We start from the raw sequence: 17349 nt of genomic DNA on the forward strand, positions 1-17349 counted from the left end.
AATCCGGCGCGCTAAACTTCGTCAGCGCGCGCCCGGATGGGCCAGATTTCCCGCCTTGCGCGAGAAATCAGACCCGGGGGCTCCAGGCGGAGCAGCGAACGGAAAAAGTCATCGCTCGTCTCCCTTGATGCGGAGCGGAATGCTCGACGCGGAGCGCGTGTAGAGCACAAAATGCGCGGATTGGCAACAGGGCCGTTCAACAACGCAGGGCTCCGAATTCAGATTAATGAACCGTTACTATCCGCGTCATGGCCGGGCTCCGTCCCGGCCATCCACGCCGGGACACCGCGAAACGCAGCAAGCGAGGCGGCAATGTTTCGCTTTTGTTCGAGACTCTGCGCGGCCGCAAGGCGTGGATGCCCGTGACAAGCTCGGGCATGACGCCGTTGTAAACCAATTGGAAGCCTGAATTCGGAGCCCTGCTCAACAGCGATCGGGTGGGCGTAAAAGGCGCAAAGATGGCCTTCTCGTTCATAGCGAAGGAAGCGATATCGTTCCGTTAAGGAGTTGGACGAGACGAACGCTGGGGTCGTAAATGAGCGGCATCATGTCTGTTTTTGCGCGAAAAAGATCATCTACCTGCACTGCGCTGGCGAGCTGGGGCGACGCAGGAGTGACGACAGCGCCGGTCGAGACCGCGCCATGGGACGACAGGGCGGCTTTTCTGGCCGCGGTCAAACGAACCCTGGAAAGGGGCCGTCCCGAGATGCGTCCACATTGAACTTTCGGACCGCTCCTCGCAAAGACGGAGGGCGGCATCAAACACCGTCGCCTGGGCAGGCCGTTGATTTAAACCTCGCCTCATAATGGGACGCGCTGTGGAAAGGGTATGATTTTCGCGCTATAGTCGTGTCGGATGAATCTCATGCCGAACTCGTTGTAGCCGTTCCAGATTATATTCCCCTGGAAAATCTTCCGGCGCTTCGTGATCTCCAGAAAAACGAGCGACGGCAAGATCGCCTGCTGAGAGCAGACGACCCTGGCCCCATCGGCGCTGAGGTTGGTAACCAGACAATCGAGAGTCGAGAGCCCCGAAAATCGAATGACGCCGCCGAGATAGCAGCGGTTCCGTTGCGTGACGCGCCTCTCGACATCAAAGGTTCCGCGCATCATTGCCCCGCATTCGAGCTCGCGTCGAAGATCATCGAGTAGGCTGCGACCGAGCAAAACAGCGCCCCGACGAAGACGAAAACCCAGCCTATCTTATTGAGCGACCGACTCCGGTCGCCTTGCGCCAGCAGTGGACCTCGGGGCCTGGCGTCGTAATCGGGGTGGATCGAAAATCCGAGTTTCGGCATTGAAAAATCTCCGAAATTGAGCAGAGCTGGGCCGATCCTGTCTCGAAGTGAGGCAGCGACAGCGAAGCCGTCAATTTCGATCAATTTCGATACCAAAAATTAAGGTTGATCAGGTCGCCGGGCGCTTTTCCATGAAAGTAGAGCTGCGTCAGCGACGAGTATGCGCTCCAAGCCGGTGATATAGAGAGATTTCTTATCGGTTGGACGGCTCGAGCGACTGGGCGGGCTCCAATTGATCGGTTCCTGCGCCGCCAATTTCCCGAGGCGCTTCTGACGCGCTACGGCGTCGGGCATCCGATCCGACAGAAGCGATTTCGCCTGCGCTTTGTCTCTTCCTCTCGCGTTTTCAACCGCTTCGTTTTGGGGCGCTTGGCTCCGCGGAACCAGGCTCTCCAGGAGAGCATCGCCCGAGAGACCGTGTAACGCCCTCGTAAACCGTCTTTTCCAGATCTCGCCCGCTCGGCAATGGACCGGGCTATAATCCATCTGTTTCAAGGCGGCGCTATCCGTTAATAACGCATATGGTTATTAACGGATAGCGTGAGTAACGCAATGTTAGTGACGAAGGATCGTTAGTAACAAAAATCGTTACTAACGATGAAGGGATTCCGATTTCGGAGGGGAGGGCATGCAGGTTATCCCCGCTATGCTTGCTATTCACAGAGGGTAGTTCGTAATTTGTTCATTGTTTGTCGCTGGTTCCTCACGCGCTGCTGGAGGCTCTCCCGACGCATTGGCTCGGCGACGTCATATTCCAAGCGCAGCGCCTTGGCGGCGTTGGAGTCAGGGCGGGGTCTGCTTCGCGATGGCTGATCGGAGGGGCGAGCAGGCGAGGGGGCTCATCAATTTTCCGGCCCCGTCGGGGACGGCAGCCTATCGTATTGAACCGGTATATGGCGCTCCGGGTGAGCGCAGGAGGCTGGAGCCACGATCCAGCGGGAGCCAAATGGACTTCACGGAATTTCTGGCCTTGGGGACGCCGGCGATCGCCGAAGGCGCCGTGCTCGAGCGCGTGCGGCGAGATCCAGCTCTGGCGCTCGATCCGCATATCCTCCATGGCGGGCTCATCTACGACGCCGCGGGCCACGCCCGGCTCGGTGAAATTCACCGCGACTATATGGGGCTGGCGCGGACGGCGGGCCTGCCGCTCTTGATCTTCACCGACACCTGGCGATGCTCCCGCCGCGCTGTCGAAGCCTCGCCCTTCAGCGGACGCCAGATCAACGAGGATCATGTGCGTTTCCTCGACGAATTGCGGGACTCCTTCGGCGACGGCGCCCCGATCTTCATCGGCGGTCTCCTCGGCCCTTCCGGCGACGCCTACAGGCCGGAAGAAGGCCTCACGAGGCCTGCCGCGCGTGAGTTTCATCGCTGGCAGGTCGAGGCTCTCGCAGGGGCCGGAATAGATTTTTTTCACCTCGCGACCGCGCCCAATGTGGATGAAGCGCTGGGCGTCGCGGATGCGATGGCGCAAACCCGCATCCCTTACGTCATCAGTTTCGTCATCCGGCGCTCGGGCGTCGTGCTGGATGGAACGCCGCTCGGCGAGGCGATGGATCGCATCGAGTCGGAGGCGGCCCGCGCGCCTGCCGGCTATTCCGTAAATTGCGTGCACGCAGCCGCGCTGGAATCTGCTTTGGAGGCGGTGGCGGCTACCCATCCCAAAGCGATAGAGCGGCTTCTGGCGTTTCAGGGCAATACGGCCGATCGGGAGGTCGAAGAACTCGACGGCAGCGCGGAGCTCATCACGGAGCCGCCTGAGGTTTTCGCCAAGAATGTGAAGCGTGTTCGGGACAGGTTCGGCTTGCGCTTCGTCGGCGGATGTTGCGGCACCGACGGCGGCCACATCGAGGCTCTGGCGCGAAAACTATCCTGCGAGGGGTAGGGGAGCGAAGCGGCGCGCCTCGGACGAAACGCGCCCTCCGGCTGTCAAGGCACGCTCATCTATTTGAGCGGCAGATAAACGTCGGTGATCAATTCATGCTCCGGCGTTTCCGACACCAGGTTGAGATAGTGGAAAAACAGCGGGAAATCCCGCAGCTCCTCGCCGCTGCCCGGCAACCATTCGCGGTAGAGATAATAGGCGGATTCGCCAATGCGATCGTGACTGCCGAGGTGACGCGCCACGGCGCAGCGGCCGCCGGGAATTAGTTTAGTCACGACGCCCTGCGGATTGGCCGGAACATCGGCGTCCACCTCTCCGCAGATGTCGAAGCGAAAAGCCTGTGGCTCCGTCGTGTCGGGGTTGTCGTAAATAACGCCGAAGGTTTTGCTGGCGTTTTTCGGCGACAGTCCGCTCTCCTTGCGCCACTCGATGAATATTCGCGCGGAGTCGTTAACCAGTTCCGGCGGGCCGCGATGCTGCAGCGCCGCCACCCTGGTTTGGGCGAAATCGACGATTCTGACGTCCATGTTTCTTCTCCTCTCGGAAATCGGAAATTGATAGGTTTCGCGCCATGGCTTCCAGGCAGGGGCGCTCCTGAATTGAGAAGGCGTCTGGCCGTATTCACGCTTGAAGGCGCGCGAGAAAGACTCCGGCGTCTCGAACCCCGCCTCGAAGGCGATGTCGATGATCTTGGCGTCCGGTTCGAACACCAGCCGGCGCGAGGCTCTCCGTAACCGCAGAATCTGGACATAGCGGGAGACGCTGACGCCGACATAGGCCGAAAACTGTCGGTGGAAGTGGAACTTCGAGAAATTCGCCTCGCGACTGAGCCGTTCGACGGAAAGCTCCTCGCCGAGACACCGCTCGATATGATCGAGCACTCTGGCGAAACGCTCCCCATAGCTGTCGTTCATCTCTCTCCTCCTCAATCGGGTGCGAGAGTGCTCTAACGGAGGGCGGCTGTCCTGACCGGAATTGCTGTCCTTTCGCCCGGGGCCCGCGATGGCGCGAAATTCGAACGCGCCCCGATCCTAAAGATGAGTGTATTTTAATCGCGGCTTGATCGTGTGGGGGAACGGCTATGACCCGTGGCGCTGTGCATTTCATTTGCGGCTCGACCGGCGCCGGAAAGACCACATACGCAGTCAAGCTCTGCGACGAGATCGGCGCCGCCCGATTTTCCATCGACGAGTGGATGTCGGCGCTGTTCTGGATGGATACGCCCCAACCTCTGGACCCGGCCTGGTCGATCGAGCGGGTGGAGCGCTGCTTTTCTCAGATGTGGCGGACGGCGGCCGACGCCGCGACCCGCGGCTTGCCGGTCGTTCTGGACTGGGGCTTCGGCAGCGCGAAACAGCGCGCGCATTATGCAGGCCTTGCCGCAGAGGCGTCGCTGACGGTCAAAATGCATTTTCTGGATGTTTCGGCGGAGGAACGGTGGCGGCGGGTTCAACGCCGCAACGCCGGTCACGGGGATAGCCGGCAGCTGCCATTCGAAGTCACGCGCGAGATGTTCGACTTTGTCGAGTCGATTTGGGAGGCGCCAACAGCTGCGGAACTTGCTGAATTCGGAAGCGCGACGAATTAATCCTTGTGGGCCGCGCTTTTCGAGCGCCCTTGGCCCACTCCGCCTGTCGGGCGGAGACTAGGCCAAGGCCGCTGCTAATCGATCGTCTTTCCAATGCGTTCCCAGCGCACGCCGGCAGGCCCTTTGGAGAACCATATCTGGCGCGCCTTGCCGACGAGATCGGCCAGCGGCACGAAGCCGAAGCTGCGGGAGTCCTTGGTCTCGTCGCGGTTGTCGCCGAGCACGAACACCGATGCCGGCGGAATGACCCATTCGACGTCGGGCGCGCTCTTGTCCTTCATCCATTCCACGCGCCATTTGCGCTCGCCCGACTGCTCGGCGACGACGATCCGATCACCGTCGCCGACCGCGGCGCTCGAGACGCGCTCGCCGTTAACCAAAAGCTCGCGGCCCCGGAGCGCAATATGGTCGCCCGGCAGGCCGATCACGCGTTTGACGTAATAGAAGGTGCGGTCGTCTGGATAGACGAAGACGCCGACGTCGCCGCGCGCGACATGCTCTTTGCAAAGCGGGCAATTGTAGCGCATGTCGACCAGGAAGTAATCGCCGCCCAGCAGGGAGGGGGTCATGCTGGCGCCTGGGGTGGTGAAGGAGCGCACCAGATGCGCGTTCACGCCGCTGACGAGGCCGAAATAAAGCGCGGCGTTGCCGAGCAGAAAGAGCAGGGCGTAGAACCCGCTGACCTGCCAATCGCGCCGCGGCGTGGGTTCTCCGAGCCTCGCCACCCGCCAGGCGTCGACGATCGACCCGAGCCATATGCCGAGCGCGAGAAGCGTAACCAAAGCGAACAGCGGCGCCATGAGCGCGCTCGGCGCATAGAGCGTGGCGAAGACCCCGCCGACAGCGCCGCCGAGCGCGAAACCGAGAAACAGCCACAGCCCCTTGTTGAGCTCGCCGTTATAGATCTGGCCGAGACCGGGCAGGGCTGTGGAAAGCAATGCGGCGACGAGAGGCCGGCGCGGCGCAACATTTTGTGGCGAAGTCAGGTTTGTCATGGCTGGACTCCTATGGAAAAGGTCGCGTCAGCGCGCGACCGCAGCGACAAAAGCGAACAGTACGAATTCGCCCGCGAACAGCGCGCCGCCGAGGGCGCCTACCGCAAGCAGGGCGCGCTGCCACAGGGGCAGGGGCGCCGGAGCCTGGCGATAATCCAGCGCGAGGGCCGCGACCCGCGCGGCGAAACCCGGCGGCGGACGATGCGCCGCCGCGGCGAAGAATTGGTCGATGTCGTCAGCCATCGTCGGTCTCCAAAATTTGTTTGAGCTTCAGCCGCGCGCGATGAAGCCGCAGTTTCGCGGCGCCCGGCGAGCAGCCCTCGAGATGCGCGATCGCCGCAAGATCAAGGCCTTCATCGTAGCTTGCGGCCAGCAGGCTGCGCTCCGTCGGCGCCAGCCTCTCGAGCGCAGCGGCGAGCCTCGCGCGCCTTTGCTTTTCTTCAAGCACGGCGTCTGGACGCGGCGCCCCACAAGGCGCTTGAAGCACTTCGTCTTCGTCGAAATTCTCGCGCCGGCGTGCCGCAGCGCCGAGATGGCCGAGCGCCAGATTCCGGGCGATCGTCAATATCCAGGTCGAGGCCGCTCCCAGCCTCGGATCGAAGCTCTTGGCGCTGCGCCACACGCGCAAGAAGGCCTCCTGCGCAATGTCTTCGCTGGTTACGGCGTCGAGGCCCATCCGGCCGAGAAAGCCGAACACGCGAGCCTGTTCCGCCTTGACCACGCGGGCGAAGGCGACGCTATCGCCTGCGGCGGCTCTGCAAAGATTTGAGGTGCTGTCCAAGGCGCCGCTCCAGTTCTGGGAGTTATACCGGCGGCCGAGGAAAAGGTTACAGGGGCGAAGAAGGATTGTCGGGAAAGCGGCGACGAGCGCGTTGCAGCACGAGACGCAGGCGGCGTAACTTAGCTCATGAACCCGAAATTAGAGCTTGGCCGGCTTCGGCAAATCGGCTGGGATGAATGGGACCCGATCGGGATACGCTCCATAGACGACCGAAGCTGGCGGGGTCCGGCGGCGGACGAATACGACGCATATCTCCTCCATGCCGCCAGCCTGTTGCTTGGGGGCGCCGAGAAAAAGCGAGCTGTCGAATATCTCGATATGATCGCTTCGGAGCATATTGGGTTAGGCAGAACCGAGGCCGGCCATCCGCCGCGGTGAGAACGGTCGAGGCGATCGCTGCATATCTCGCAGGCTTGCCAGACGGTCCGGCGGAGATGCGCTAAAAATCGGGCAAGGCAGGTCCTTGGGACCGGATAGCGATGCGCCCGTGGCATGCCGTTGATCGCGATGAGCCGCATGGAGGCCGGGTCCATCGCTCGCCTCGGCCTTTTTGCCCAGCTCGTGAAGAATGCGAGCCGCGACGCGTCTTGCTCCAATAGGTCCAGCATAGGCTCGTAGCGCGGCGAAATACGTCGTTTGGCGACGAGTTACTGCTGGATCACGCCATATTCGCGATAATTCGAAAGGTTGAAGCCGTCCGTCGGGCTCGAAAGCCGGGCCGCCTTGGGATGAGCGCCATCTGTAAGGGGAAGTGCTCGATCAACCGGGCGGGGGCCGGATCGTCTGTCAGCGCAAGTCAGAAATGACGCTTTTTCCGCAAAGTTGAAATGACACTCTTCGCCGCACCACGAATCTCCGGGGTTCGAGCCGCGCGGCGTAGCCGTTCGATAAGCGCAGACGCGCGGCTCGAACGAACCCGGAGCTTTTCCACCGGCTTTAGCCTAACCTAAATATTCCCCAGACTCGCCGTATCCCGAACTGTGGGGGTCGACTCTTGCGCGGAAATGGCTGGTCGCGATTGAATCGATAGAGATTGTCATCTGTCTCTTGCGTCAAGCCGTTGAGTTCGCGACAAGAGAACATGACGCACGCCGCTCTCATCGTATCCCTGATCGGGGCCGTTTCGCTCCTCTACGCCACAGCAGGGCAGGCGGGTGGGACAGCCTTCGTCGCTGTTATGGCGTTCGCGTCATTCCCCGCTTCCGAAATGCGCCCGACGGCGCTGTTCCTGAATGTCGTCGCAGCCGGTTATGCAACGGCCCAACTGCTCCGGAAGGGAGCCATCGACATCAAGACGCTCGCCTTCCTCAGTGTTCCTTCGATAGTCACGGCTTTCATCGGCGGACTGCTTGTCTTGGACGCGCGAGAATATTTTACGCTAACAGGTGTGTTGCTGGTCACGGCAGGCCTCCTGATGGTCCTCAAGCGTAACGCGGAATCGGTTGAACCGCGGGCGGTGCGGTCGCTTCCCGCCGCCCTCGCGGGGGCAGCTTCCGGCTTGCTATCGGGACTGACCGGAGTTGGGGGCGGCGTATTTCTTGCGCCGATGCTCGTCGCTCTCGGTTGGGCGTCTGCAAAGCGCGCAGCGGCGCTTTCCCCGCCATTCATCTTGTGCAACTCGGCGGTCGGCCTGCTGGGTGTTCTCTTAGCAGGCCAGAGGCTAGGCCCCGCTGCGCCTCTTTATGCGGTCGGCGCACTTGCTGGGGCCATCCTCGGTTCGACGATCGCGCTGCGCTGGATGTCGGAACGCGCCACCCAATACGTCCTCGCAGCCATTCTGCTTTTTGCCGGCCTGCGCCTCCTGCTCCGCTGAAATAATGGGACGTGGCGTCCCTGCGCTCAGTTGAGCTTGAACATGTGGCGCTCCGCCTGCCCCTGACGGCGCGGCGCCTTCTTCGAGCGCCCTTCGGTCAGCACGGCTTGGCGGGCGGCGACATAGGCCAAGACCTCGCCCAGCCGCTTGTTCTCGACAATCGCCGCCTGGTTGACCTTTTGCAGCTTGTCGAAGGTTCGGTAGGGCAGGTCACGTCCACTGTGGCGGATCGCGATGCGACCGTCGGGATAATCGACGATCGTCACGCGCTGGCGGGCGAGGGGACGCGTAACCTCGTTCGGCTCCAGCATGAACAGAACCTTGTCATACTGAACCGTCAGATTGTTCGTCAGCGTGCGCTCTTCTTTCCAGGCAAAGACGTCCACCAATGGAGACCCCGGCTGAATCGGGCGGTGAGCGTCTTCTTCCGAGCGCGGCGGCTTACCGAAGCGCGCGTTGTACTGCGCCAGGAAGCCCGGCAGGAATGCGTTGGCGCCGACGGCATCGGATATGCCGGCGAGGCGGAGCTCCTTCACCAGGCGATCTTGCAGCGTCCCAAACGACCGCTCCACGCGACCCTTGGCCTGCGGGCTGTTGGCGCAGATGATATCGATGTTCAGCTCGTCGAGCGCGCGCCCAAACTGCGTCATGCCGTCGCCGCCGGCGGCCTCGCGGTTGTTGACCCGGAAGATCGCGTGCTTGTCGGAATAAAACGCAATGGGGCGACCGTGACGCTCGATGTAGGCTTGCGTTTCGCGCATATAGTCGAGGGTCGACTCCGACGGCACGAAGGCGGCGTGCTGGAGGCGGCTCGTCGCGTCGTCGATATAGGCGATCAGCGTGACCTCGGGGCCGCAAGGGTCGGGCCGAAGTCGGGATAGCGCTCTTTGACGATCGTCATCGTCAGTTCGCGCACGGCGGCCGGGAGCTTGTTGTTGCTCGTCCGGCCTCGGCGTTTCGACGCCAGGCTGGCGGCCCCATCCGTTCGGAGGCCCTTCAACAAGCGGAAAATCTGTCGGCGCTTCAGTTCGAGCAACCGCGCCGCGTCGTCGATCCGCAGCCGACCGGCCTGCGTGTCCATCAAAACGCTGAGCCGCGAAAACTCTTTCTCGCTCATCGACACCACCATGCCCGCCGTCTCCAGTTGAGGGACTCGCCCGGGCGAGCGCCATCTCAACTTTGCGGAGGGGTGTCATTTCTATATTGCGGCTACACGATGCATTCGCATAATCTATATTATGGAACCTAAAATCACACCCCGGGCGGAAGGGGCATCGCGCCAATCGCCAAGGCTACCGGCGCAGCGGCGCCTGCGCCATCGCCGTTTGGCGGCATGGATAACGGGAGCTTGATGGCCTGGGCGGCCTCGCCTTCAACCGAGCAGGATTTTTGGAAGCTGCCGCCTGGAATTCCAGTTTCCGGAACCGCGACCACGGCGCCTATAGCGCGATCTGCATGCCGTCATAGGCCGGCGTGACATTGGGCGGACAGATCGCCGACAGCGCGTCGTAATCGAGATCGACATGGAGGTCGGTCAGGACGGCGCGGCGCGGCTTCAGGCGCTCGATCCATTCGAACGCCTGGCTGACCGAAAGATGCGATCCATGGCGCTGATGGCGCAGCGCGTCGATGATCCAGAGATCCAGCCCTTCGAGATATTGGACGCTCTCCGGCGGAATGGCGTGCAGGTCGGGCGTATAGGCCATGTCGCCGATGCGGAAGCCCAGCGCGTCCATTTCGCCGTGTTCGAGCCGGAACGGCGTGGCCTCGAGGGTTCCGCCGGCCCCGTCCAGAAAAGTCGGCCGGCCGAGATGCAGCCGGTGCTCGGTCAGCAGCGGCGGATAAAAGCTGCCCGGCGGGGTCTCGAAGATGTAGTCGAATTTGGTCGTCATCATCCGCGAGGTCGGCTCGTCCATATAGGCGGGTATGCGCCTGCCGTTGAGGATGACGAGGCCGCGTACGTCGTCGACCCCATGGGTGTGGTCGGCGTGCGGATGGGTGTAGAGAATGGCGTCGAGCCGCTTGACTTCCGCGTCGATGAGCTGCTCGCGCAGATCGGGCGAGGTGTCGACCAGCACATTGGTGAGCTGGCCGGAGTTCTCCTGAGAAATCAATATCGAGCAGCGCCGGCGCCGGTTTTTCGGGTTGGCGGGATCGCATTTGCCCCATCCCTGCCCGACGCGCGGCACGCCGCCCGAAGAACTGCAGCCGAGGATGGTGACAGAACGCGTCACGCGGCAAGCTCCGCGCGGCTCAGCGGCGGCATTTTGGCGAACAGCCGAGCCGCATTGGCGGTGGTGGCGGCGGCGAAATCGGCCTCGCCGACGCCCTTGAGGCCCGCGAGGATACGGGCGGTCTCCACTACATAGGCGGGCTCGTTGCGTTTGCCGCGATGGGGCGTCGGCGCCAGAAACGGCGCGTCGGTCTCGACCAGCATGCGCTCCAGCGGAACCTCCGCCGCGACCTCCCGCAGGGTCTGGGAGTTCTTGAAGGTCACGACGCCTGAAAAGGAGATGTAAAGGCCGAGCTCGACGGCGGTCTGCGCCAGTTCGCGCGAGGCGGTGAAGCAATGGAGCAGGGCTGTGAAAGCCCCCTTCCCCATTTCGTCGCGGAGAATCGCGGCGCAATCTTCGTCGGCGTCTCGGGTGTGAATGACGAGCGGAAGGCCGGCGATCCGCGCCGCAGCGATGTGGTTGCGGAACACCCGCGCCGCGGTTTCCCTGGGCGCATGGTTGTAGTGGTAATCGAGCCCGGCCTCGCCGAAAGCGACGCATTTTGGATGCTGGGCGAGTTCGACCAATTGCTCCGGGCTGGCCTCGGGCTCGTCCAGCGCATGGTTGGGATGCGTGCCCACGGTGCAGAACACGTTTTCATAGCGCTCGGCTATGGCCGCGATCGAGGCGAATTTTCCGACATGGGTCGAGATCGTGACCAATCGGCCGACGCCGGCGGCCTGAGCGCGGGCGACGATCTCGGCCTGTTCGGGCGCGAAATCGGGAAAGTCGAGATGGCAATGGGTGTCGATCAGCATAACCGCCATTTACTATGGGACGGCGGCCAAAGGAAAGACGGCGAGGAGCGTCCTTTAGATGTTTATCGAGACACAGCGCAGTTTACACTCTCGGCTGCCGATGCATTATGCACCGCTCCGCAAACGAGCGCGCGGTCGCGCCGATCGACGCGGCGCTTGCCTATGTCGCGGAGCAATCGCCCCAGCGCGCGGCGCATCCGCGCTCGGCTTTTGACCATCCTGGCGCTATTGCAGGAGCATCCCGCTGCAGGACGTCAGACGAGAAACCCCTTGGTGCGCCGTATTATCCTCACGCCTTATCCCTACCTTTTGGATTATCGCGCGACTGCCAACGAAATTGTCATTTTGCGGTTTCGGCACGGCGCACGGCGGCCGCCCAATTAAGGCACGAAGACACTGCGGCTAGTGAGCGCCGCCCTGCCTAAACAACATTGTCATTTTCCCGCGGCTCCGGCTTCAGACCGTCCCCCTCACCGCACGGCATCCTGCCGAGCCGCAAACACTTTCCCCCGATAGCTCACGCTTTCCAGCCTCAACTCGCCCTTGGGATCGAAGGCGTCGGGGCGCAGCTTCAGCTCGCCGTTCTCGAACTCGAGCCCGAGCAGGGCATAGGCGGCAGACATCATGCGCGCCGCCGAGCCGGTGTACCAAGCCCAGCCGCCGTGGCCCTCATAGCCCTCCCCTTCATAGACGTCTGCCGGCTGCTGATGGGGCGGCAGGCCGTAGATGTCCGCCTGTTCGGGAGTGTCGAATTTGGAGAGCGGCGAGATCGCCACCCAGCTCTGATAGGCCTTGGCGAAAAGTTCGGACGAAGCCTTGTGATCTCCCTGCTCCCGCGCCCTGGCCCCGAGCATGGCCAGCGCGTCGACGAACCACGAAACGCCGTGGGAATATTGTCCGCCGTTCTCGCGCACGCCGGGCGGATAGTCGGCGCTGCGCCCCGGATAGGGGCGGGAATGTTCGGTATAGGCGGGCGTGACCAGCAGAATGCGGTTGGGCCGGCCGAGGACATTGAGGGCGTTCTCTATGGTCTCGCGACCGCGGGCGTCGTCCACCGCGCGCGAAAGCACCGGCCAGGAAGAGGTCATGGCGCTCATCGGCGAGACTTCCTCGCCGTCATCCGCGTAGGCGCGAAGATAACGATCGCCGCGCCAGCAGCGGTCCAGCGCGTCGCGCAGCTTTTCGGCCTCCTGCGCGTAGCGCGAGGCCCGCTTCTCGTCTCCGGCCGCCTCGAAGAGCGGAGCGATGTCGAGCAATATGCCGTGCAGGAAAAAGCCCATCCAGACGCTTTCGCCGCGGCCGCGCGCGCCGACCTGGTCCATGCCGTCGTCCCAGTCGCCGGTTCCCATCAGGGGCAGGCCATGCTCGCCGAAGCGCGCCAGCGTGTAGTCGATGGCGCGGGTGCAATGGCCGAGCAGCGTGTCCTTGTCGCGCGAGGTCAGCGGCACGGTGGCTTCGCCCTCGCGATCCTTCGGCAGCAGCGGCGCCTCCAGGAACGGTTCGACGCTGTCGAGTATCGATCTGTCGCCAGTACCCTTGACGTAGCGGACCGTGACATAGGGCAGCCACAGGTGCGGGTCGGAGGCGTGGGTCCTGTCGCCGAGACCGGTGCCGCCGTTCGGCGCCCGATGCCACCATTTGACCGCATCGCCTTCGAGAAACTGGTGGGCGGCGTGCAGGAGGATCTGCGCCCGCGCCCGCTCCGGCGCGAGATGAATGAGCGGAATGACGTCCTGCAACTGATCGCGATAGCCCGTGGCGCCCGAGCGCTGCGCCGGCCCGGTGCGGCCCCAGAGGCGCGAGGCCAGCAGTTGATACGGCAGCCAGTCGTTGACCAGCCGATCGAGCTCCGGCTTGTTGGTCCTGATGCGGAGCACGGAGGTCTCGTCGCGCCAGAAGGCCCTGCTCTCTTCCAGGGCCGCCAGAGCGAAATCGGGATCGCGCGCCAGCGCGGCCAGTCTTTCGGCGTCCTCCATCGTATCGGTTTGGCCATGCGCGAGCACGACCAGCGCTTCGCCGCCCGCCTCGACGTCTATGGAGCCGCAGAAGGCCGCAACCTTGCGCTCATGTTCGGGGGCGCCCGCATCGGGATGGCCATGCTCGACCATATAAGGCAGCGCGGGGTTGCGGCTCTCGTTTCCGAGGAAGCGGCGCCGCGAGGTTTCCGCAAATTCGGCGTCGAGCGAGGTCGAAACGAAAGCCCAGCCCTGAACGAAATAATTGCCCGGATTGCGGAAATAGAGCGCCTTCAGGCCGGCCTCGGTGCTGGTCTCGATGCGGCCCAGGCTTTCGTTGGGGATCTCGGCCAGAACGATCTCGAGCATGGGAACGATCTCGAGCAGCCGCTCGTGATCGGATTTATTGCGGATGCGCAGCAGCTTGAATTCGATGGGCCGGGATTTCGAGACGAAAACCGTCAGCTCCAGTTCGAGGCGATCGCGCAGGGCGCGGTAGGTCACGACGCCCGGCTCGTAGGTCGTCTGATATTCGGCGTCGCGCCGCCGCAGCGGCACGAAGGTCGCGGTGAAGGCGTCCTTCCTGGCGAGATCATAGACATAGATCGCCTGCCCGGCCGGGGCCATGCGTCCCTCGCCCATGCGGAAAGGGGTGAAGCTGTTCAGCCTGGAATTGTAGCTGAAGGAGAAGATGTCGCCGTCGTTCGTCAGCACGGCGCCGATGCCGAGACTGTTGGCGACGACATGCGAGAACGGCCTCGGCGTGCCGGGGGCGGTCGTCAGGCTTCTGCCATCCGCGGCGAAGGAAAAGCGATGCTGTTGCGGAACCGGGGGCGGCAGCAGCCTGCGGCGGCGCGACAGGGCGCGATCGAGAATCTCCGGAGCGATGGGCGCGATCCCGAGATTGCGGGCCACCGCCTCGGTGGCGACGCCCATGTCGCGAGCCCAGCCGTCGATCACGATGATCTCGGCGGCGCCCCCCGCGGGAACCTCCACCTCTATGTTGAGGCTGGCGCAGGGTTCGAAGCCGTAAAGAAGGCCTTCGTCTTCCGGCGCGCGGGGCGCCGAGAGGCCGAGGAGGCTGTCGGGGGCGTTGGTGGGCCCGAGGCCGTAGAAGCGCGATTTCACGTCCTCGTAGCCGAGAAGCCGCATTTTCGTGCCGGGCGCGGCGCCGATGGCGTGGTAGCCGATTTCCGGCGATAGCCGCCGGTCGGAAGGCCTGCGGGCCCCTCCCTTGAGCAGCCGGTTCTGGGCGAAGATGGCGTTCAGCGAGCCGACGAACCAGGTGCCGACGTGAATGGCGTTGTAGGCCGGGTCGCGAAGCTCGACGCCGGTCTCGTTCAACACCCATTCGCGCAGCGAGGCGATGGTCGTCTTGCGGTCGCGCTGCTCCAGATTGATGAGGCGCAGCCTGACGATTTCGACCGCCTCATTGGACGCGAGCATGACGCGCGCCTCGACGTTGAATCCCTGTTGGCGGCAGGTGAAGAACAGGCAGTTCTCGCCTTGGACGGTGAGATTGGCCTTGCCGGCGCCGCAGGTCGGCGCCTCGCCGAGCGACCATAGCGGGCCGTCGTCTTCCCGCAGGAACAGAAACCGGCCGCGGGGATGCGCATGGTCCGAGGGGCGGCGGGTCAGATCGATCGGCGGCCCGCCGCGGGCGACGCCCTCCACCCGCGCAGCCCCTTGCCCGTCCTCGAACCATTCGGAGGTGATGAGGCCGTTGGTGAGCCGAAGCGGCTTGGAGCCCGGCGCGCCGCCGGGCCCGGTGACGCCCGGCAGGACGATCTTGCCCGCCCTCGCGAGCTGCACCAGCAGGAAGACGATCAGGGCCAGGGCCAGAGCGCCGGCGTATATCAGATAGCCGCTGATGAGATAGGTGTAGGAGGGCGCGCGAAGACCGCTCATATGTTCCGCGGCCGACCAGGCCTTGTCCCACTCCGCGCCGCGGGGGATATAGAACGGCAGCAGAAGCGGAGCCCAGGTGCCGAAACGGCGGATGCCCTCGGGAATGGCTCGGCTGACCTGCGCCTTGCCGAGGAAGCGCGCCGCTTTTTCGTCGGCGATGTCGCCGCCGATAAAGGAAAAATTGACCAGCGTGGCGACGCGCAGGCCCATGTGGTCGAACCAGATCAGCACCCGCAGCCCGTCGAAGGCCAGCAGCGCAGTGAAAATGTCGAGGCTCCAGTTGCGGAAGTCCTGGTCCGGCAGGGTCGAATACATCCAGGCGGCGACGGCGGACCGCACCAGGCCGTCCTGGTTGTACCAGGTGGGGTCCGGCGCTGCCTTCAGGAAGGAATAGATCACCGGAGCCATCCAGAGGCCCCAGCGCAGCACGCGGACGGCGTTCTCGACCAGGAGGTCCAGCCCTTCGAGGCTGGCGAGCTGACGCAGCGGCTTGAGGCTGCGCTGCACCAGGGCGGCGAGGAAAAACCCGTTGACGGAGAAAAGCGGAGCCGCGAACACCCATTGGATGACGCCGGAAAGGGACTCGTCATAAAAAACCTTGACGCCCCCGTCGGAGAGGCCGAGGTCGGTCGCACCCCATTTCGAGAACAATGGTCGAATGATGTAGGGATTGACCGGTCTTCCGTCCGCCTTGTAGTCGAGCGAGACATAGGCGAAATATTTCGAGACGATGGTCGAAAGCTGGCCCTGGTCGAGGTACCAGGCGATGGCCCCGGCGACGATGCCGCCGAGCATGGCGCCGAGCGCATAGACGCGCCAGCTTCGCAAATGCTGGCGGCGCCCCTGCTTCAGCTCGTAGCCGTCGATCGCGGCGTCGACGCCGGCAAAGGCTATGGTTCCCACGACGGCGCCGAACAGGAAACGATCGAAAGCGCCGGCGCTCGGAAGATCCAGCGTGAAGGCGAGCCATACGCCGACGCCGCTGACGGCCCCGCGCAGAAAATTCGAGCGGGTTTCGTATTGGTGCTCGAGCCTTCCCAGGAAGGGCGACGTCGAATCGGTGCTCTCCACGATGGTTCGCGCCAGCGGGAACAGCCCCGCTCCCAACAGACCGGCGCCGAGCGGTCCGGTCCACAGGATCGTTGCGCGGGCCGGCGCAAATCCGATCACGAGGTCGACCGCGAGCAGCAGGCCCATGAATACGAGGCCGTAGACGAAGCCCTTCTCCGCGCCGCTTTTCCAATCTCCGAACACGATGACCGACAGCGACGCCGCCCCGCCCAGAAGTCCGGCGAGAGACTGCGTGACCAGATAGGTTTCTCCCCACAGGCCCGCCTGCGCCACCGCCGCGGCGAGCGCCGACGCCGTTTGCGCCAGCGGCGCCGGCAGATATGGCGCGATGTAAAGAGCGACCGAGCCCGCTATTTCAGGCGTGATGGACGCGAAAAACGCAGCGAGGAAGAGCACGCCGTGCGGACGCCACTCGCGCGGCAGGAAGCGCCCGAGCGCCATCGGCATGCCGACGACTACCGCCTCGTTGAGAAGGAACAGGATCAAGCTGCGTCCGGCTATGGTCCGGAGCAGTTCGGGCGCATCGAGCCCGAGGAAGATGAGCCGGCCCAGTTCGCCCGTCGTCGGCGAGCCCAGGGAAATCAGAAGACAGAACAGAAAGGGCAGCAGGAACAGGGCCGCCCGAAGCGCGAGAGGCGTGCGCCCGGCCAGCATGGCCGCGCCCGAGATGTAGATCAGGGTCGCGGTCCCGGCTCCGGGGGAGGTCAGCCTGAAAAGTTCCGCCATGGAAGCGGGAGCGCGCCAAAGCACGCCGGAGGGGTCGCACAGCGCCGTAAAAGCTGCGATGGCCGCATAGTCGACGATCGCCTCGGCTTTGCGGAAATAGCCGAACCGTCCGTCGCGGGGATCGACCGGCCGGAGCAGATACAGCGCCAGCGCGCCGAGGAGCCCCGCCCACAGCGCGTGGCCGTCGCCCTTCGCCGCCCCGAAATATGCAGCGGTCGCAAGGCAGGCGCCGAGCAGGGTTCGTTCCAGCGTTCGCCCGACCGAGCGGGCTCCGACTTCGATGTCCGCCATTGCGTTC

14 protein-coding genes and 1 pseudogene are annotated in these 17349 nt (G+C 63.8%); 5 read left to right on the forward strand and 10 right to left on the reverse strand.

The genetic code is table 11. The annotated features are described in order from the left end of the window. Window positions 1–801: 801 nt before the first annotated feature. Window positions 802–1113 carry a PilZ domain-containing protein gene (locus tag H2LOC_RS04475; protein ID WP_136495293.1) on the reverse strand — a complete coding sequence of 104 codons (312 nt, stop codon included), beginning with the start codon at window positions 1111–1113 and terminating at the stop codon, window positions 802–804. Continuing rightward, window positions 1110–1298 (reverse strand): hypothetical protein, encoded by a 189-nt coding sequence (locus H2LOC_RS04480; protein ID WP_136495294.1) that lies wholly within the window; start codon window positions 1296–1298, stop codon window positions 1110–1112. Before H2LOC_RS04480 ends, H2LOC_RS04475 begins: the two co-directional genes overlap by 4 nt. A gap of 946 nt (window positions 1299–2244) precedes the next feature. On the opposite strand from H2LOC_RS04480, the gene H2LOC_RS04485 reads away from it, so the two are divergent. Further along, window positions 2245–3183 (forward strand): homocysteine S-methyltransferase family protein, encoded by a 939-nt coding sequence (locus tag H2LOC_RS04485; RefSeq protein ID WP_162009694.1) that lies wholly within the window; start codon window positions 2245–2247, stop codon window positions 3181–3183. 59 nt (window positions 3184–3242) lie between these two features. Here the strand turns inward: H2LOC_RS04485 and H2LOC_RS04490 are convergent, their stop codons facing one another. After that, a complete protein-coding gene (locus H2LOC_RS04490; protein WP_136495296.1) occupies window positions 3243–4097 on the reverse strand; it encodes an AraC family transcriptional regulator in 855 nt (284 codons plus the stop codon). A gap of 167 nt (window positions 4098–4264) precedes the next feature. On the opposite strand from H2LOC_RS04490, the gene H2LOC_RS04495 reads away from it, so the two are divergent. Next, a complete protein-coding gene (locus H2LOC_RS04495) occupies window positions 4265–4771 on the forward strand; it encodes a P-loop nucleotide/nucleoside kinase family protein (protein WP_136495297.1) in 507 nt (168 codons plus the stop codon). Window positions 4772–4845: 74 nt separating this feature from the next. Here the strand turns inward: H2LOC_RS04495 and lepB are convergent, their stop codons facing one another. Genes lepB through H2LOC_RS04510 form a run of 3 tightly spaced genes read right to left on the reverse strand, consistent with a single transcriptional unit; the run spans window position 4846 to window position 6547 of the window. Then, complete coding sequence (lepB, locus tag H2LOC_RS04500; RefSeq protein ID WP_136495298.1) at window positions 4846–5766, reverse strand: signal peptidase I; 921 nt, start codon at window positions 5764–5766, stop codon at window positions 4846–4848. A 27-nt stretch (window positions 5767–5793) separates the two neighbouring features. After that, window positions 5794–6009: a hypothetical protein gene (locus tag H2LOC_RS04505; protein ID WP_136495299.1), complete on the reverse strand. Its 216-nt coding sequence runs from the start codon at window positions 6007–6009 to the stop codon at window positions 5794–5796. Then, a complete protein-coding gene (locus H2LOC_RS04510; RefSeq protein WP_162009695.1) occupies window positions 6002–6547 on the reverse strand; it encodes an RNA polymerase sigma factor in 546 nt (181 codons plus the stop codon). The genes H2LOC_RS04505 and H2LOC_RS04510 overlap by 8 nt, the downstream gene beginning before the upstream one ends. 126 nt (window positions 6548–6673) lie before the next feature. Here H2LOC_RS04510 and H2LOC_RS21360 point away from each other — a divergent pair, with 126 nt between their 5' ends. Beyond that, complete coding sequence (locus tag H2LOC_RS21360; protein WP_246206982.1) at window positions 6674–6925, forward strand: hypothetical protein; 252 nt, start codon at window positions 6674–6676, stop codon at window positions 6923–6925. Between the two features lie 703 nt (window positions 6926–7628). Then, window positions 7629–8360, forward strand: coding sequence for a sulfite exporter TauE/SafE family protein (locus H2LOC_RS04515; RefSeq protein ID WP_136495301.1), 732 nt, complete (start codon window positions 7629–7631; stop codon window positions 8358–8360). 26 nt (window positions 8361–8386) lie between these two features. On the opposite strand, the pseudogene H2LOC_RS04520 reads toward H2LOC_RS04515, so the two are convergent. From H2LOC_RS04520 to H2LOC_RS04530, 3 genes and pseudogenes are all read right to left on the reverse strand, one after another. Then, a pseudogene (locus H2LOC_RS04520) lies at window positions 8387–9489 on the reverse strand (ISNCY family transposase). A 310-nt stretch (window positions 9490–9799) separates the two neighbouring features. After that, the gene (locus H2LOC_RS04525; protein WP_136495302.1) at window positions 9800–10594 is read right to left on the reverse strand and encodes an MBL fold metallo-hydrolase; all 795 of its coding nucleotides are present in this window, start codon (window positions 10592–10594) and stop codon (window positions 9800–9802) included. Then, the gene (locus tag H2LOC_RS04530) at window positions 10591–11391 is read right to left on the reverse strand and encodes a TatD family hydrolase (RefSeq protein ID WP_136495303.1); all 801 of its coding nucleotides are present in this window, start codon (window positions 11389–11391) and stop codon (window positions 10591–10593) included. Before H2LOC_RS04530 ends, H2LOC_RS04525 begins: the two co-directional genes overlap by 4 nt. A 162-nt stretch (window positions 11392–11553) precedes the next feature. Here H2LOC_RS04530 and H2LOC_RS04535 point away from each other — a divergent pair, with 162 nt between their 5' ends. Next, window positions 11554–11775, forward strand: a complete 222-nt coding sequence (locus H2LOC_RS04535) for a type II toxin-antitoxin system RelE/ParE family toxin (protein ID WP_246207140.1) — start codon at window positions 11554–11556, stop codon at window positions 11773–11775. 86 nt (window positions 11776–11861) lie between these two features. On the opposite strand, the gene H2LOC_RS04540 is transcribed toward H2LOC_RS04535, so the two are convergent. Further along, window positions 11862–17342 (reverse strand): GH36-type glycosyl hydrolase domain-containing protein, encoded by a 5481-nt coding sequence (locus H2LOC_RS04540; protein ID WP_154331571.1) that lies wholly within the window; start codon window positions 17340–17342, stop codon window positions 11862–11864. Window positions 17343–17349: the final 7 nt, after the last annotated feature.

It is taken from the genome of Methylocystis heyeri, assembly GCF_004802635.2.
Taxonomy (GTDB): Bacteria; Pseudomonadota; Alphaproteobacteria; order Rhizobiales; family Beijerinckiaceae; genus Methylocystis; species Methylocystis heyeri.

Excerpts from the sequence above, each read along its gene's own strand:
- H2LOC_RS04515 (WP_136495301.1), top strand. The coding sequence starts at position 7,629 with ATGACGCACGCCGCTCTCATCGTATCCCTGATCGGGGCCGTTTCGCTC.
- H2LOC_RS04540 (WP_154331571.1), bottom strand. The coding sequence starts at position 17,342 with ATGGCGGACATCGAAGTCGGAGCCCGCTCGGTCGGGCGAACGCTGGAA.
- H2LOC_RS04480 (WP_136495294.1), bottom strand. The coding sequence starts at position 1,298 with ATGCCGAAACTCGGATTTTCGATCCACCCCGATTACGACGCCAGGCCC.
- H2LOC_RS04505 (WP_136495299.1), bottom strand. The coding sequence starts at position 6,009 with ATGGCTGACGACATCGACCAATTCTTCGCCGCGGCGGCGCATCGTCCG.
- H2LOC_RS04485 (WP_162009694.1), top strand. The coding sequence starts at position 2,245 with ATGGACTTCACGGAATTTCTGGCCTTGGGGACGCCGGCGATCGCCGAA.
- H2LOC_RS04530 (WP_136495303.1), bottom strand. The coding sequence starts at position 11,391 with ATGCTGATCGACACCCATTGCCATCTCGACTTTCCCGATTTCGCGCCC.
- H2LOC_RS04490 (WP_136495296.1), bottom strand. The coding sequence starts at position 4,097 with ATGAACGACAGCTATGGGGAGCGTTTCGCCAGAGTGCTCGATCATATC.
- H2LOC_RS04495 (WP_136495297.1), top strand. The coding sequence starts at position 4,265 with ATGACCCGTGGCGCTGTGCATTTCATTTGCGGCTCGACCGGCGCCGGA.
- lepB (WP_136495298.1), bottom strand. The coding sequence starts at position 5,766 with ATGACAAACCTGACTTCGCCACAAAATGTTGCGCCGCGCCGGCCTCTC.
- H2LOC_RS04475 (WP_136495293.1), bottom strand. The coding sequence starts at position 1,113 with ATGATGCGCGGAACCTTTGATGTCGAGAGGCGCGTCACGCAACGGAAC.
- H2LOC_RS21360 (WP_246206982.1), top strand. The coding sequence starts at position 6,674 with ATGAACCCGAAATTAGAGCTTGGCCGGCTTCGGCAAATCGGCTGGGAT.
- H2LOC_RS04535 (WP_246207140.1), top strand. The coding sequence starts at position 11,554 with ATGTCGCGGAGCAATCGCCCCAGCGCGCGGCGCATCCGCGCTCGGCTT.